15 protein-coding genes are annotated in these 13,852 nt (G+C 63.7%); 7 read left to right on the forward strand and 8 right to left on the reverse strand.

The features are described 5' to 3' along the window. Positions 1-100 precede the first annotated feature (100 nt). Complete coding sequence (locus tag ACN2XU_RS06855) at positions 101-556, forward strand: SRPBCC family protein (protein WP_419409664.1); 456 nt, start codon at positions 101-103, stop codon at positions 554-556. A gap of 45 nt (positions 557-601) precedes the next feature. On the opposite strand, the gene ygiD is transcribed toward ACN2XU_RS06855, so the two are convergent. Beyond that, a complete protein-coding gene (gene ygiD / locus ACN2XU_RS06860) occupies positions 602-1,426 on the reverse strand; it encodes a 4,5-DOPA-extradiol-dioxygenase (RefSeq protein WP_419409665.1) in 825 nt (274 codons plus the stop codon). 127 nt (positions 1,427-1,553) lie between these two features. On the opposite strand from ygiD, the gene ACN2XU_RS06865 reads away from it, so the two are divergent. The 3 genes from ACN2XU_RS06865 (at position 1,554) to ACN2XU_RS06875 (ending at position 3,983) form a co-directional block, all read left to right on the forward strand. After that, a complete protein-coding gene (locus ACN2XU_RS06865) occupies positions 1,554-2,453 on the forward strand; it encodes a LysR family transcriptional regulator (protein ID WP_419409666.1) in 900 nt (299 codons plus the stop codon). A 77-nt stretch (positions 2,454-2,530) separates the two neighbouring features. After that, on the forward strand, positions 2,531-2,689 hold the full coding sequence (locus tag ACN2XU_RS06870) for a chitin-binding domain-containing protein (protein WP_419409667.1): 159 nt from the start codon (positions 2,531-2,533) through the stop codon (positions 2,687-2,689). A gap of 235 nt (positions 2,690-2,924) precedes the next feature. Next, entirely contained in the window at positions 2,925-3,983 is a 1,059-nt protein-coding gene (locus tag ACN2XU_RS06875) for a flagellar motor switch protein FliG (RefSeq protein ID WP_419409668.1), read from the forward strand. A gap of 63 nt (positions 3,984-4,046) precedes the next feature. On the opposite strand, the gene ACN2XU_RS06880 is transcribed toward ACN2XU_RS06875, so the two are convergent. Together ACN2XU_RS06880 and acnA are read right to left on the reverse strand one after the other, a co-directional pair. Then, positions 4,047-4,175, reverse strand: coding sequence for a hypothetical protein (locus ACN2XU_RS06880; RefSeq protein ID WP_419409669.1), 129 nt, complete (start codon positions 4,173-4,175; stop codon positions 4,047-4,049). Positions 4,176-4,488: 313 nt separating this feature from the next. Further along, on the reverse strand, positions 4,489-7,263 hold the full coding sequence (gene acnA / locus ACN2XU_RS06885) for an aconitate hydratase AcnA (RefSeq protein WP_419409670.1): 2,775 nt from the start codon (positions 7,261-7,263) through the stop codon (positions 4,489-4,491). Between the two features lie 206 nt (positions 7,264-7,469). Between acnA and ACN2XU_RS06890 the strand changes: the two genes are divergently transcribed. Then, positions 7,470-8,189 (forward strand): DUF1223 domain-containing protein, encoded by a 720-nt coding sequence (locus ACN2XU_RS06890; protein WP_419409671.1) that lies wholly within the window; start codon positions 7,470-7,472, stop codon positions 8,187-8,189. On the opposite strand, the gene ACN2XU_RS06895 is transcribed toward ACN2XU_RS06890, so the two are convergent. Together ACN2XU_RS06895 and ACN2XU_RS06900 are read right to left on the reverse strand one after the other, a co-directional pair. Continuing rightward, the gene (locus ACN2XU_RS06895; RefSeq protein ID WP_419409702.1) at positions 8,153-9,100 is read right to left on the reverse strand and encodes a lysophospholipid acyltransferase family protein; all 948 of its coding nucleotides are present in this window, start codon (positions 9,098-9,100) and stop codon (positions 8,153-8,155) included. The two genes, ACN2XU_RS06890 and ACN2XU_RS06895, sit on opposite strands and share 37 nt — an antisense overlap. Positions 9,101-9,469: 369 nt before the next feature. Continuing rightward, complete coding sequence (locus ACN2XU_RS06900) at positions 9,470-9,727, reverse strand: DUF2312 domain-containing protein (protein WP_419409672.1); 258 nt, start codon at positions 9,725-9,727, stop codon at positions 9,470-9,472. A gap of 149 nt (positions 9,728-9,876) precedes the next feature. Here ACN2XU_RS06900 and ACN2XU_RS06905 point away from each other — a divergent pair, with 149 nt between their 5' ends. Next, entirely contained in the window at positions 9,877-10,092 is a 216-nt protein-coding gene (locus ACN2XU_RS06905; protein ID WP_419409673.1) for a hypothetical protein, read from the forward strand. Between the two features lie 8 nt (positions 10,093-10,100). Here ACN2XU_RS06905 and ACN2XU_RS06910 read toward each other — a convergent pair whose 3' ends face one another. The 3 genes from ACN2XU_RS06910 to ACN2XU_RS06920 form a co-directional block, all read right to left on the reverse strand. Beyond that, positions 10,101-12,062, reverse strand: a complete 1,962-nt coding sequence (locus ACN2XU_RS06910) for an enoyl-CoA hydratase-related protein (RefSeq protein ID WP_419409674.1) — start codon at positions 12,060-12,062, stop codon at positions 10,101-10,103. Positions 12,063-12,245: 183 nt separating this feature from the next. Beyond that, positions 12,246-12,458, reverse strand: a complete 213-nt coding sequence (locus tag ACN2XU_RS06915; RefSeq protein ID WP_419409675.1) for a hypothetical protein — start codon at positions 12,456-12,458, stop codon at positions 12,246-12,248. A gap of 39 nt (positions 12,459-12,497) precedes the next feature. Beyond that, a complete protein-coding gene (locus ACN2XU_RS06920; protein WP_419409676.1) occupies positions 12,498-12,791 on the reverse strand; it encodes a TraR/DksA family transcriptional regulator in 294 nt (97 codons plus the stop codon). Between the two features lie 177 nt (positions 12,792-12,968). Here ACN2XU_RS06920 and ACN2XU_RS06925 point away from each other — a divergent pair, with 177 nt between their 5' ends. Further along, on the forward strand, positions 12,969-13,832 hold the full coding sequence (locus tag ACN2XU_RS06925; protein WP_419409677.1) for an MBL fold metallo-hydrolase: 864 nt from the start codon (positions 12,969-12,971) through the stop codon (positions 13,830-13,832). Positions 13,833-13,852: the final 20 nt, after the last annotated feature.

A 13,852-nucleotide genomic window follows, 5' to 3' on the forward strand; every position in this document is an offset into this window, starting at 1 on the left:
CGCATCGCCGCATCCTTGCGCCGCAAACTGGCGCTCACGCCCGACCAGGCCGAGCATCTCGCCACGATCAAATTCCCCTGTTGTTAAGGAAAGACATCCCATGGAACTCGCAGACGAAATCCTCATCAACGCCCCCAAGGACCGGGTCTATGCCGCGCTCAATGACCCCGAGGTCCTCAGGCAGTGCATTCCCGGATGTGAAGAGCTCATCAAACACTCCGACACCGAACTGGAGGCCAAGGTCGTCCTGAAGGTCGGGCCGGTAAAGGCCAGGTTCAGCGGCGACGTGCAGCTCGACACCGCCGGGGCACCGGATGCGTTCTCGCTGACCGGACAGGGCAACGGCGGCGCTGCGGGACACGCCAAGGGCGGCGCGGATGTGACGCTGACCGCCGATGGGCCGGACCGCACCATCCTGAGCTATGAGGCAAAGGCTGACATCGGTGGCAAGCTCGCGCAATTGGGCAGCCGCCTGATCCAGAGCACGGCGAAAAAGCTGGCGGCAAAGTTCTTTACATCCTTCGCCGAGGTAGTGAACGAAGAAACCGTCGCCTGAGGCGGGCCGGGTTGGGCGCGGCGATCGCTGCGCCCAACCCTCTTTCTACGCCGCGTGAAAGACGAATGAGCGCATGGAAATCGAGCCAAGATCGATCTGATCGGTCATGACCGTCAGCGCGTCTTTCCCGTCCGAGGCACCCGCAATGGTCAACGCCGGGATATAGTGGTCCACCGAGGGATGCGCCATGCTCAGGAGCGTCCCGAGGCCCGCACGGTCCGACAGCGCCCCGAAGTCCCGCGCCATAAGCCTCTGTGCAAACATCGCATCGAACTCCAGCGCGAAATCCTGCGGATCGCCGTCTTGGCGCGCGGTCCGCAGGTTGTGCACCACGTTGCCGGAGCCGAGGATCAGAACCCCACGGTCGCGCAATTGCGAGAGCACCCGGCCGACCTCGACATGGGCGGCGAGATCCTGTGTCATGTCGATGGAGACCTGGAACACCGGCACATCCGCCTCTGGATAGAGGAACTTCAGAACCGACCAGGCCCCGTGATCGAGCCCCCATGTGTCATCTTCCGCGCCGTGATGGCTGGCCAACAGGCTCGCCACGTCACGCGCCAGCGCCGGCGCGCCGGGGGCCGGATAGCGTTGCGCGAAGAGGGCCTCCGGGAATCCGTAGAAATCGTGGATGGTGCGCGGCATGGCCGAGACATCAACAAGCGTTGTGCCCTTGGTCATCCAGTGCGCCGAGACCACGAGGATGGCCTGCGGACGCGGCAGGCTCCGGCCAAGCGCACGCCACGCCCGGCTGAAGATCGTGTCTTCGATGGCATTCATCGGGCTGCCATGGCCGAGAAAGACCACGGGCATCCGGTCGCTGGCGGACAGGCTGTCGCGCAGGCGGCGCAGGCGGTCGGCGGTGCTCATGAGGGTCTCCTGTTCTACCGGGTGCAGTCCCAGTGTCTTGCGATCACACAGAGGATAGGGCTTGCGCATCATGCACGAAATGACGATTTTATTGACTTAATATCCACACTATATTCGCAATCACGTCATGGACCGCCTCGATCAACTCAAAGCCTTTGTCGCGACCGCGCAGTCCGGCTCGTTCACGGCGGCCGCGAACCAGCTTGGCGTTTCAAATCGCCTGACGTCGAAATACGTGGCGGAGCTTGAATCCCACCTCGGCGTGCGGCTGCTTCAGCGCACCACGCGGCGCGTCGGGCTGACACCGGCCGGGGACGCGCTGCTGGCGCGGGCACCGATGCTCATCGAAGAGCTGGATGCGCTGTTCACAGAGGTCGCCGACGACGGCTCGCGCGGCCTGTCCGGCCCGATCCGCGTCTCCGCGCCAGCAACCTTTGGCGAGGCCTATGTCGCCGGGATGCTTGGCCGCTTTGCCAACGAGCATCCCGCTGTCAGCCTCGATCTGCGGCTCAGTGATCGCCATGTCGATCTTGCCTCCGACGGAATCGACATCGCCTTCCGCATCGGCCCGCTCGATACGTTGTCCCTGAAGGCGCGCAAACTCGGCAGCCTGCCCGCGATCGTCGTGGCAAGCCCCGACTATATCGCGCGTCACGGCCTGCCGGAAAACCCGGCGGCGCTCGGCGATCACCAGTGCATTCTCGATACCAACCGCCGCCTGCCCCGGCGCTGGACCTTTCACCGCGACGGCACCGAATTCGACGTTCAGGTCGCTGGGCAGATCTCGGTCAATTCCGCGCGCGCGGCCAGCGATCTGGCGGCGACGGGGGTCGGCATTGCAAACATTCCGCGTTTCGCCGCGCAGGCCCCCCTGTCGAGCGGACAACTTGTTCCCGTCCTGCGTGATTATGAGAGTGAAAGGCGCGCGCTCAACGCGGTCTACCTCGAAGGGCGCGCCCTGCCCCGCAAGATCCGCGCCCTGATCGACTTTGCGGTGACGGACGTGGGCCGCTCCGGGCTGCTCTGAGCCAGGGCCACACCCGCGTTTTGAGATTTCTGCGACTCATGTTATCTTCGAATCTTTCAACAGGAGGAAGATCACGTATGACGTTCAAGACTCTTCTTGCAGCCGCCGCATTGGTTGTTGCTCCGACGGTTGCGGCTTTCGCCGCGTGCTCGGGCCATTCGGAACAGGCGATGACCTGCGCCGACGGCTCCGTTTACGACAGCACCACACGCAGCTGCACGGTCGTTTCCGGCTGATTTCAGGGGCCGCCGTCGCGCGGCCTCTCACAGGTTTCCTGCGCCTGGGGTCAGACTGCCGGGGCATAAAGGCATTGTCCAATGGCTCATTCGGCGCGCCTTGAAACGGACGCCCGGCGGCAGGTCCGGGTTTCTACAATTGACGACAAGTTTAGCCGTAGATTTAACACCTCGGAAACTCTGATGCGGTAACGCTTTTCCTGTACTTGGATCAGCTTGACCGTCGGAGTTCCAAATGTCCCAAATGCCCGCCCTTGCCCTGCCCGGACCCGGTTCCAACCGCGGCCGTGGAGGTCTGACCCGTCGGGCAAAAGCCGCGATCATCGTGCAATTCCTGCTGAACGAGGGCACTGACATTCCGCTGGCGTCGCTCCCGGACGAGCACCAGACCGAGCTGACGATTCTGCTCGGCAATATGCGCTATATCGACCGCGAAACGCTGAATGCGGTCGTGCAGGAATTCGCCGACGAGCTGGAGCGCATCGGCCTGTCCTTTCCCGGTGATATGGCGGGCGCGCTCAATGCGCTGGATGGGAAGATCAACCCGCGCACCGCGCTGCGCCTGCGCAAGGAAGCCGGCGTGCGCCAGACCGGCGATCCATGGGAGCGCATCAACAAACTGCCGATCGAACGGATTCAGGAGCTGGTGATTGGCGAAAGCACCGAAATCGCCGCCGTCATGCTCTCGAAGATCGACGTATCCAAGGCCGCGCAGGTGCTCGCGGGGCTGCCCGGAGACAAGGCCCGCCGCATAAGCTATGCGGTCTCCATGACAACCGGCGTCACGCCCGATGCGGTGGACCGAATTGGCCTGTCGCTGGCTGCGCAAATCGACGCAGAGCCGCCTCGCGCCTTTGAAGCCAAGCCCAACGAACGACTCGGCGCGATCCTGAACTACTCAAACAGCGCCATCCGCGATGAACTGCTGGACGGGCTGGAGCAGGAAGACGCTGAATTTGCGGAAGCGGTGCGCCGCTCCATTTTCACTTTCGCGAACATCCCGGAACGACTCAACGCCATCGACGTTCCCAAGGTTACCCGGGACGTGGACCCCGATTTGCTGGCCACGGCGATCGCAGCCGCCGAAAGCGAGGAGGAGCGTCTCACCGCCGACTTCCTGCTCAGCAACATGTCCAAACGCATGGCCGAGAACATCCGCGAGGAGGCCGAGGCCAAGGGCACGGTCAAGCCCAAGGTCGGGGAAAAGGCCATGTCCGGGATTATTTCGGCGATCCGCGATCTCGTCAACGTCGGAGAGATCGAATTGCTCAGCCCCGAGGATGCCGACGACTGAGCCCGACAGCAGGATCGGAGCGCGCATGCCGCGCGCTCCCATGAACGACCCCCCAGCCCTGGATCAAAGCTCGCAGCTGTGGGTGGCGACCGCGTCTCCGGTGCACGGGGTTTTCTGATCGGCACCCGCCGACGCGCCATAGACCGCGAGAAGCGCCAGCGCCATGGCCTGAATAATGGTAATTGCTTTCATCGAACTGCCTGCCATCTTTTCTTGTCTCTGTCAGATGTGCCCCTGCGCTTTGAATTAAAGGCCAACACCCCTGACGCGAAGACGGTAAATCAATCGAAAGTCTAAACATTAAGCTAAGTCACGCCGAGCGTTGACGGTTTTGGCGAAATTGCGCCACTGCACAAAAACGTGCACCAAACGCCGACAGATCAACAGTAGCCTTCTGCGGCGCCTCGGTCAGGTCCGGTATTCCTTGCCGGTTCGGGATCGGGACAAGCAAAAACCCCCGGCATCGCTGCCGGGGGTTTGTTTCATTCAGCCAGGTGCGGCGGTGTCAGCTCGCTTTTGCGAGGTTGCGCAGCACGTAGTGCAGAACGCCGCCATGTTCGATGTATTCGATCTCGATCGCCGTATCGATCCGGCACTTGATCTGGATCTCCTTGGTCGAGCCGTCGGCCATGGTGATCGTACAGGTGACAACTTCCTGCGGCTTGATCGTATCGAGGCCGGAGATGCTCACCGTTTCCTCGCCGGTCAGACCAAGCGTCTTGCGGGTGTCACCGCCAGTGAATTCGAACGGGATGACGCCCATACCGACGAGGTTGGAGCGGTGAATACGCTCGAAGCTCTCTGCGATCACGGCCTTCACGCCCAGCAGGTTCGTTCCCTTGGCGGCCCAGTCACGCGAGGACCCCGCGCCGTATTGTTCACCACCAAAGATCACCAACGGCGTGCCCTGATCCATATAGGCCATGGCCGCGTCGTAGATCGAGGTCTGTTCGCCATCGGGACCCTTGGTGTAGCCGCCCTCGACGCCATCCAGCATCTCGTTCTTGATGCGGATGTTGGCGAAGGTGCCGCGCATCATGACCTCGTGGTTGCCGCGACGCGAACCATAGGAGTTGAATTCGCGCACCGGAACCTGACGCTCGACAAGGTACTTGCCGGCAGGCGTGGTGTCCTTGAACGAACCAGCGGGCGAGATGTGGTCGGTGGTGACCATATCGCCAAGGATCGCGAGAACGCGGGCGCCGTCGATGTTCGAAATGGTGCCCGGCTCCTGTCTCATGCCCTGGAAATAGGGCGGATTTTGCACGTAGGTCGAGGCTGCGGGCCAGTCGTAGGTCTCGCCGCCGGAGACTTCCACGCCCTGCCACTTCTCGTCGCCCTTGAAGACGTCGGCATACTTTTCCTGGAAGCTTTCGCGTGTGACGGTCTTTTCAACAAGCTCGGCGATTTCGGCGTTCGACGGCCAGATGTCCTTGAGATAGACGTCCTGCCCGTCCTTGCCCTTGCCAAGCGGCTCCTTGGTGATGTCGACGTTCATGTCCCCAACAAGCGCATAGGCCACGACCAGCGGCGGCGATGCGAGATAGTTGGCGCGGACGTCCGGCGAGATGCGGCCTTCAAAGTTGCGGTTGCCCGACAACACGGAAGTCGCGATCAGGTCGTGATCGTTGATCGCCTTGGAGATCGGCGCATCCAGCGGGCCGGAGTTGCCGATACAGGTGGTGCAGCCGTATCCGACGAGGTTGAAGCCGATGGCATCGAGGTGCTGCTGCAGATCGGCGGCTTCGAGATACTCGGAGACCACTTGCGAGCCCGGCGCCAGCGATGTCTTGACCCACGGTTTGCGGGTGAGACCCAGCTCATGCGCCTTCTTCGCCACGAGACCCGCGCCAATCATGACGTAGGGGTTCGAGGTGTTGGTGCAGGAGGTGATCGAGGCGATCACGATGGAGCCGTCATGCAGCTGATAGGCGCCGTCGTCGGTCTTGTACCAGCCCTTCTTGTGATGGCCTTCGTCACCGGGGATGTCCGCCGGCTCGGGGGCGCCGCCTTCGGACTCCCAGCGCACTTCGGCGTGGACCGAAGCGTCGGTGCCGGAGCGGATGCCCTTGACCAGCTTGCCGAACTCCGTCGCGGCGGTGTCGAGCGCAACGTAATCCTGCGGACGTTTCGGGCCGGAGATGGCCGGAACGATGGTGGCCATGTCGAGCTCCAGCGTGCTGGAGTAGACCGGATCGTAATCCGCACCGCGCCAGAACCCGTTTTCCTTGGCATAGGCTTCGACAAGCGCGATGCGCGCCTCGTCCCGGCCGGTGCCGCGCAGGTAACGCAGGGTCTCGTCGTCGATCGGGAAGAAGCCGCAGGTCGCGCCGTACTCTGGCGCCATGTTGGCGATGGTTGCACGCTGAGCGGCCGGCAGATTGTCGAGGCCGTCACCGTAGAATTCGACGAACTTGCTCACAACGCCGTGCGCACGCAGCATTTCCACGACCTTCAGCACGAGGTCGGTGCCGGTGGTGCCTTCGACCATTTCACCGGTCAGCTTGAAGCCGACAACCTCGGGGATCAGCATGGAGATCGGCTGACCCAGCATCGCGGCCTCGGCCTCGATCCCGCCGACGCCCCAGCCCAGAACGGCCATGCCGTTGACCATGGTGGTGTGGCTGTCGGTGCCGACCAGCGTGTCGGGATAGGCCACGGTGTCGCCGTTCTGATCTTTGTCGGTCCAGACGGTCTGGGCCAGATACTCGACGTTCACCTGATGGCAGATGCCGGTGCCCGGAGGAACCACCCGGAAGTTTTCAAACGCGGTCTGGCCCCACTTGAGGAACTCGTAGCGCTCCATGTTCCGTTCGTATTCGCGGTCCACGTTCATCTGGAAGGCGCGCGGGGTGCCAAACTCGTCGATCATGACCGAGTGGTCGATCACGAGGTCCACCGGGTTCAGCGGGTTGATCTTCTGCGGATCGCCGCCCAGCGCCTTGATGCCGTCGCGCATCGCCGCGAGATCAACCACGGCGGGAACGCCGGTGAAGTCCTGCATCAGCACGCGGGCCGGGCGGTAGGCCAGCTCGCGGTCGCCCTTGCCGCCGTTCACGGCCCAGTCGGAGAAGGCCTTGATGTCGTCCTGCGTGACGGTCTTGCCGTCCTCGAAGCGCAGCATGTTCTCCAGCACCACCTTCAGAGAGGCGGGCAGCTTGGAGAAATCGCCAAGCCCAGCGGCCTCTGCGGCGGCGATCGAGTAATAGGCGACGGACTGGCCGCCAACCTCAAGCGTTTTGCGCGTTTTCGCGCTGTCGTGGCCTACGGTAATGGGCATGGATACCTCCGGATGCTGTGACGAACAGTAAAACTTGGGCGCTACATGCCCTATGGGATATGCGCGATCAAGGGGGATGCGTCAATTTGTATGCCATTGTACACAGTTTTGCGATGGATGTGCACGGTCTCTCTCGAATGATTGATTGGTTATTTCAGGACGGCTCGCCTAAACACGACAGGCAACAGGAATATTGCAGGAAATCCATGCTCGCTCAGTCAATACGAACCGCCGCCTTCGGGGCTCTGCTTGCTATTCAGGCACCCTTTGCCGCAATGGCGCAGGATCCAGCGATACACCATCCGGTGGTTGTTGAGCTCTACACCTCCCAGGGGTGCTCGTCCTGTCCGCCGGCGGACGCGCTTCTGGCGGAACTGTCCGAGCGGGACGACGTGATCCCCTTGGCGATGCACGTGGATTACTGGGATTACATCGGCTGGAAAGACCGCTTTGCCGTGCCCGCCTTTACCACGCGTCAGAAGGGCTATGCCCATGCGCAGGGCGAGAAGATGATCTACACCCCGCAGGTCGTCGTGAACGGACGCGAGGATGCGGTCGGCTCGCGCCCGATGAAAGTCGTGGACCTGATCCGCAAGCACGCCGCCCAGGGCACGCCGGTTCAACTGACCCTGACGCGGAGCGGCTCCGAGCTGCTGATCTCGGTGCGCTCCTCCGGGCAGCTGCGCCCCTGCGATGTGCACCTCGTCCGCTACATGCCGGAGCGCGAGGTGAACATCCTGCGCGGCGAGAATGCCGGACACAGCTTCACCTATACCAATATCGTCAATGACTGGCAGGTCGTCGGCACGGTGCAGGACGACGGAAGCTTTGAAAAGCGGGTGACCATCGAGGGCGACAACCCGGTTGTCGTGCTGGTGCAGGAACAGCGTTACGGGCCGATCTTGGCAGCGGCCCGCTTGCGGTGATGTTTCATCTGGCGCTTGGGCTTCCAGCGGCGGTGAATCCAGAACCATTGCCCCGGGTCCGCTTCGATCCGCGCCTCCAGCCGCCGCGTCACCTCTTTCATCATCTCGACCGGATCGCCGTGCGCCACCGGTGCTTCGAACACCGCTTCAAAGCCAAGCCCATCGAGCCGCCGCACCCCGAAGAACGGCACCAACAGCGCGTTTGAACGCAGCGCGATCTCAGCCGCAGACGTCAATGTCGGCGCGGGCTGTCCCATGAAATCGAAGACGGTGCCTTTGCTGTCGAACACATCGAACAGCAGCACCCCCATGCCGCCCTCCTTGATATGCTTGATCAGCCCCATGGTCCCGCGCCGACCCTGTTCAAAGACCGGGTCGCTCAGCTCATGCATGTTGGCGGCGTAATGGGCGTTGAAAAACGGATTGGCCATGGGCCGGTAAAGCCCGCCGATCTGATATCCGCGCGCCACCAGCGCCGCGCGCGGCGCTTCGTGGTTGCCGTAATGGCCGGTGACGAAGAGAACCGGACGGCCCTCGGCACGGGCCTGTTCGATCTCGGGAAGCCCCGCCCCCGTCAGCTCTGCCGATGCCATGCGCGCCAGAAGGCCGGGCACGTCGTAGTTTTCGATGGTGGTGCGCCCCGCATTGTTTGCCACGGCCCGCGCGATACGGCGGCGTTCGGCCTCCGGCATGTCGGGCCAGACATGGGCCAGGTTGGCCATGGCCCGATCCTGCCAGCCCGCCAGCGGCGCAACCAGCCGCGCCATGACACCGCCCATCAGCGGCACACGCCAGCGCCATGGCAGCAGCAGCATCGCGCGGATCAGCCCACGGATCAGCCGATCCGTCAGCCAGTCCCCCGCGCCGCCGCGCGTCCGCTGTTTCGCTTGCTTGTCTGTCGTCTCGGCCAAACCGTCCGCCCCGGCGCTGTTTGCCCCGTCATACGGCCCGCCGCCGTTCCGGACAAGCCAAGTCAGCGTTCCGCCGCTCAACCCGCATGATCCCTGCACCACCGCCCGCCACGGCAGTCTGTGCCGGACGGGGTTCGCCAAATCTTTAATGTCGCTTGCCTGAAAATGGCGGCCGCCAGTCGCGGATCTTCAAGGCCGGGGCGTCACACCCGGCGCTGTTCGCCTGATCAGACCGAACATCCCCGAAGGGCTGCCGCGCGAAACCGCAGGGGTCACGCGCGAAACGATCCATTTGTCTTCAGTGGTACCGGGGGCCATCCTGAAACCGGGCGGTATACAAAACCCTGCACCACCGTCCGCATAAGGCGATCAGGCCATCCCGAGCGCGGCCTTGTACATCTCCAGCACCGCCTCTTCCTCTGCGATGTCATCGGCAGTGCGCTTGCGCAGCGCGATGACCTTGCGGATCACCTTGGTGTCGTAGCCACGGGCCTTGGCCTCGGCCATGACCTCTTTTTGCTGCTCGGCGACCTCTTTCTTTTCTTCTTCGAGCCGCTCGAAGCGTTCGATGAACTGACGCAGCTCGCCTGCCGCGATGCCATAGCTGTTGCTGGATTCGTCCTGCATAACGCTTTCTCCTGCCAAAATGGGCCTCAATCCGAAGTCAGATACAAGCGCGCGCCCGCGCCATCAAGCCTCCATCACGCCGCGCCGCACTTGTCAGCGCCGCCGCGCTGCTTTACGGCGGCGCCAGACCGAACACGGGGGCGATGGACATGGAACTGCTGATCTGGATCGGGGCGCTGATCACCGTCGCCGGGCTGGCCGGGCTGATCTGGTGCATCCTGCGCGTGGCCAGGGCGCGCCGCGCCGGTCTCGACGATGAGGCACTGCGCGAGGTCGTGCGCAAGACCGTCACGCTGAACATGGCGGCGCTCTTTGGCTCCGTGATCGGGCTGATGATGGTGATCCTCGGCGTTTTCCTCGCCTGACAGGGGGATCAGAGCGCGTCGAAGCTCTGACCATTGCGCACGAGTCGCATCCATTCCGGATGCGCGGCCCAGATCGCCTGATCCGGGTGCCCCAGCCGCTCCATCTGTTTCATCACCGAAAACAGGCCCCAGAGGGTGACCGCCTTCATGACCCCACCCCGCGCCTGTGGCACGCCGAGGGCGTGAATACTGACGATGTCGAGATCGGACGCGCGGGCGGCCTTGCCCTCTTCGAGCAGACGCAGCCCCTCATTGGCGGCCGCCCCGATGATGACGCGCACGATCAGATCGGCGGCTATGGTTTGCGGCGGGCGGGCGCTGTCGAGTATGGCATCGACGGCGGCCGAGGGCTGCGGCTGCCCGTCTTTCCAGTCAAAGTAACCGCCGCCTTCCGCCGCGCCCATCCGTCCCGCCGCGACCAGTCTGGCCGACCAGTTCTCGCCATGCTCGCGCGGGACCCGCGCCAGATCGACGAGGCTGCGGCGATCGCGCGCGGCGAAAAGCCCCCGCCCAAGGCCCCAGCCCTCCAGCGCCGCATCAATGCGACGCGGACTTTCCCCTAGGTCAATGAGCGCATCCGCCGCGCTTTGCATTGCCTGGCTCAGACGCCCGGCCAGCGTGTCACGCTCCGAGGTGACATGCACCGGCAGCTTGCCGAGGCACCGAACGAGCGCCCCGGCCCGCGCCACCTGCGCCAGGGAGGCCCCGGGCCCCTGCATGATCTCGACCAGCCGTGCGCTGTCCGCTGGCGGCACAAAGCGCAGACCGATGCCGCGCACCCGGTCCGGATAGGCCGTGGCGGCCAGAAACCCGTCCGGCAGGGTCAGATCGTCATAGCCGCGATCGGCGATGATCCCGGCGTCGGCCCCGGCCAGCATCTCCTGCGCGGCGCCCAGCCTTGCATCCTCCAGCAGGCGCCGCACGCGCGCCTCCGCCGGGGTACCGGTCTCGACACCGCGCAGGAGCAGCCGTTCGAGCATCCCGCGCGCGCTCTTCAGCGCGTCCTGATCGTGCGCCGCCCAACGCAGCGCCACCCGTGAGGACAGAATCCGCGCGGCCAGTTGCACCGCCAGCGTGCCGGTGCCGAACAGGGCCACCGCCCGGATCGGAGGTTCGGAGTCCGCTGCCGAGTCGCCCTGCGCCGCGCGCCGTTCCGCAAGGAAGCTGTGGCGCAGCGCGCGCGCGCGGTCAGAGACCACACAATCAGCAAAGACCTCCGCCTCAAGATCCAGCCCGGCTTCGAACGGCAGCAGCGCGGAGGCCTCGATCAGGGTCAGAAGCTGCGCTTCGAAGCTGTCGTGATCATCGCCAAGCCGGGCCCGTGCCGCCGCGAGGGTGGATTGAAATGCCATCGGATCGCGCCCGCCCGGGATGCTCTCGGCGAGCCGACGCGGGCCACGCCCCTCCGCGATGAGACGATCGCAAAAGGCCAGCGCGGCCTGCCGGACGTCGCCATCGGTGCGCATGTCTATCAGGCGGTTCCCGGCGGATTTCTCGGCCCGGACGATCTTGCCGCCGATCAGCATCGCCAGCGTTTGCTGCGCGCCGACAAGACGGGGCAGACGCTGCGAGCCGCCGCCCGCCGGGGGCAGCCCAAGGTGAACTTCGGGAAATCCAAAACGGGTGGCGATATGGGCCACCCGGTAATGTGCGGCCAGCGCCAGTTCCAGACCGCCGCCATATACGGTCCCGGTCAGCGCAGCGACCACCGGTTTCCCGCAATAGTCGATCCGGTCACACAGATCCCGCAGCGATGGCTCTTTCAGGCCAGTGTCATACTCCAGCACATCGGCCCCGGCCGGAAAGGTCTCGCCCGCGCCGATCAGCATGATCGCTGCGGCGCGGTCATCCTCTTCTGCCCGGTCAACGGCCTCCATCAATCCGGCACGGACCGCCCGCGACAGCCCGTTGAGCGGCGGCTGCGCCACCTCCAGCACCGCGACATTCTGTTCGATCCTGTAGCCCACCATTTCGCCACCCGTCCGGCGCGGCCCTTCAGCCCCGCCTGCCCTCTTCCCGATTGCGCGTCTTTTCAACGCCTTGGGGTCAAGTAGAGGCGATTGCCGAAGTCAAGACAAGCGCAGGCGGGCCTTTGCGGCGAATCGGGCGCGCAGGCGTGACAGGAATGACTCGCCTCTGCCCTCTCCCCGGTCTTACAAAGGCATGTTGTCGAAGCCGTCTTCTGCCGCTTCGTCGCTGCGCCCCGACAGGCGGTCCTGTGCCCAGTGCGGCACCTCTTCGCCCATTGTCCTGAGCGCTTGCACCACCTGTTCGAGGTGGTCCAGATGCGCTTCGTGCGCGGCCCCGGCACTGTGGTCCAGATCGTGCCTCAGGGTTTCGAGGCGGGTTTGGAGCTCTTGGGTCATCGTCATGTCCTCTTGTTATTGTTTCCAGTCACGGGGCCGTCAGGTCGCGGCGCACCTGCGGCAGACCATTGCGTAGGGCACGGCGTACAGACGCGCGGCGGAAATCTCTTCGCCGCAGGTCGCGCAAACACCATAGGTGCCATCATTCAACCGGTCCAAAGCCAGACGGATCTGCACAATCTCGGCTTGCCCCGCGGCGCCAAGGGATTCGAGCACTTCTTCGCCCTCCCGCTCGATTGCCATCTCGTCCCAGTCTTTCGAGTGCTCTTCGAGCAGCGCTGTCTCGATATCGCTCAGACGCGCACCCAGTTCGCGCAAGCGCTTCAAAAGCATCAATCTATTTTCGTGGTGAGACATCGGACACCTCCCTGATCAGCGCATATCCTGCGCGCTGCCCGATCCTATCCCAACCGGGCGCCGGCAGTGTTGACACAGGTCAATGCATTATCAGGGCTTGAAACATATTCATTTATGTGTATATGTTATGCGAAACCAAAGGGAACCATTATCATGAAACCTGAAGTGACCGCCTTCTTCGACGATGCCACCAACACCATTTCCTATGTGGTGCGCGACCCCAATGGAGCCGCCTGCGCCATCATCGATTCGGTGCTGGACTTCGATTATCCGTCGGGCCGCACCGACACCCGCTCGGCCGATGCCATCATCGCCTTTGTCAAAGAAAAAGGCTATGATTGCCAGTGGCTTCTGGAAACCCACGTCCATGCGGACCACCTCAGTGCCGCGCCCTATCTGCAAGACGCGCTGGGGGGAAAGATCGGCATCGGCGACCAGATCAAGATCGTGCAGGACACATTCGGCAAGGTCTTCAACGAAGGCACCGAATTCCAGCGCGACGGCTCGCAGTTCGACCAGCTCTTCGTCGAGGGCGACAGCGTCCACGTCGGCCAGCTGCGCGTGGATGTGCTGCATACGCCGGGCCACACGCCCGCCTGCCTGACCTATGTCATCGGCGATGCCGCTTTCGTGGGCGATACGCTGTTCATGCCGGATTTCGGCACCGCGCGCTGTGACTTCCCCGGCGGCTCCTCCGAGACGCTGTATGATTCGGTGCAGAAGATCCTCGCCCTTCCGGACGAGACCCGCATCTTCGTGGGGCACGACTACAAAGCGCCGGGCCGCGACACCTATGCGTGGGAGACCACCGTGGGCGAGCAGAAAGCCGCGAACGTGCACGTTGGCGCGGGCAAGACGAAGGAAGATTTCGTCACCATGCGCGACAGCCGGGATGCGACCCTCGACATGCCCAAGCTCATCATCCCGTCGCTGCAGGTGAACATGCGCGCCGGACAAATGCCGGAACCGGACGAGAAGGGCGATGTCTTCCTCAAGGTGCCGGTGAACAAGCTCTGACGTCTCTGGGATCGCGGCCC

This window comes from Pacificoceanicola niger (genome assembly GCF_048553275.1).
Classification (GTDB): domain Bacteria; phylum Pseudomonadota; class Alphaproteobacteria; order Rhodobacterales; family Rhodobacteraceae; genus Pacificoceanicola.

Excerpts from the sequence above, each read along its gene's own strand:
- ACN2XU_RS06855 (WP_419409664.1), top strand. The coding sequence starts at position 101 with ATGGAACTCGCAGACGAAATCCTCATCAACGCCCCCAAGGACCGGGTC.
- ygiD (WP_419409665.1), bottom strand. The coding sequence starts at position 1,426 with ATGAGCACCGCCGACCGCCTGCGCCGCCTGCGCGACAGCCTGTCCGCC.
- ACN2XU_RS06865 (WP_419409666.1), top strand. The coding sequence starts at position 1,554 with ATGGACCGCCTCGATCAACTCAAAGCCTTTGTCGCGACCGCGCAGTCC.
- ACN2XU_RS06870 (WP_419409667.1), top strand. The coding sequence starts at position 2,531 with ATGACGTTCAAGACTCTTCTTGCAGCCGCCGCATTGGTTGTTGCTCCG.
- ACN2XU_RS06875 (WP_419409668.1), top strand. The coding sequence starts at position 2,925 with ATGTCCCAAATGCCCGCCCTTGCCCTGCCCGGACCCGGTTCCAACCGC.
- ACN2XU_RS06880 (WP_419409669.1), bottom strand. The coding sequence starts at position 4,175 with ATGAAAGCAATTACCATTATTCAGGCCATGGCGCTGGCGCTTCTCGCG.
- acnA (WP_419409670.1), bottom strand. The coding sequence starts at position 7,263 with ATGCCCATTACCGTAGGCCACGACAGCGCGAAAACGCGCAAAACGCTT.
- ACN2XU_RS06890 (WP_419409671.1), top strand. The coding sequence starts at position 7,470 with ATGCTCGCTCAGTCAATACGAACCGCCGCCTTCGGGGCTCTGCTTGCT.
- ACN2XU_RS06900 (WP_419409672.1), bottom strand. The coding sequence starts at position 9,727 with ATGCAGGACGAATCCAGCAACAGCTATGGCATCGCGGCAGGCGAGCTG.
- ACN2XU_RS06905 (WP_419409673.1), top strand. The coding sequence starts at position 9,877 with ATGGAACTGCTGATCTGGATCGGGGCGCTGATCACCGTCGCCGGGCTG.
- ACN2XU_RS06910 (WP_419409674.1), bottom strand. The coding sequence starts at position 12,062 with ATGGTGGGCTACAGGATCGAACAGAATGTCGCGGTGCTGGAGGTGGCG.
- ACN2XU_RS06915 (WP_419409675.1), bottom strand. The coding sequence starts at position 12,458 with ATGACCCAAGAGCTCCAAACCCGCCTCGAAACCCTGAGGCACGATCTG.
- ACN2XU_RS06920 (WP_419409676.1), bottom strand. The coding sequence starts at position 12,791 with ATGCTTTTGAAGCGCTTGCGCGAACTGGGTGCGCGTCTGAGCGATATC.
- ACN2XU_RS06925 (WP_419409677.1), top strand. The coding sequence starts at position 12,969 with ATGAAACCTGAAGTGACCGCCTTCTTCGACGATGCCACCAACACCATT.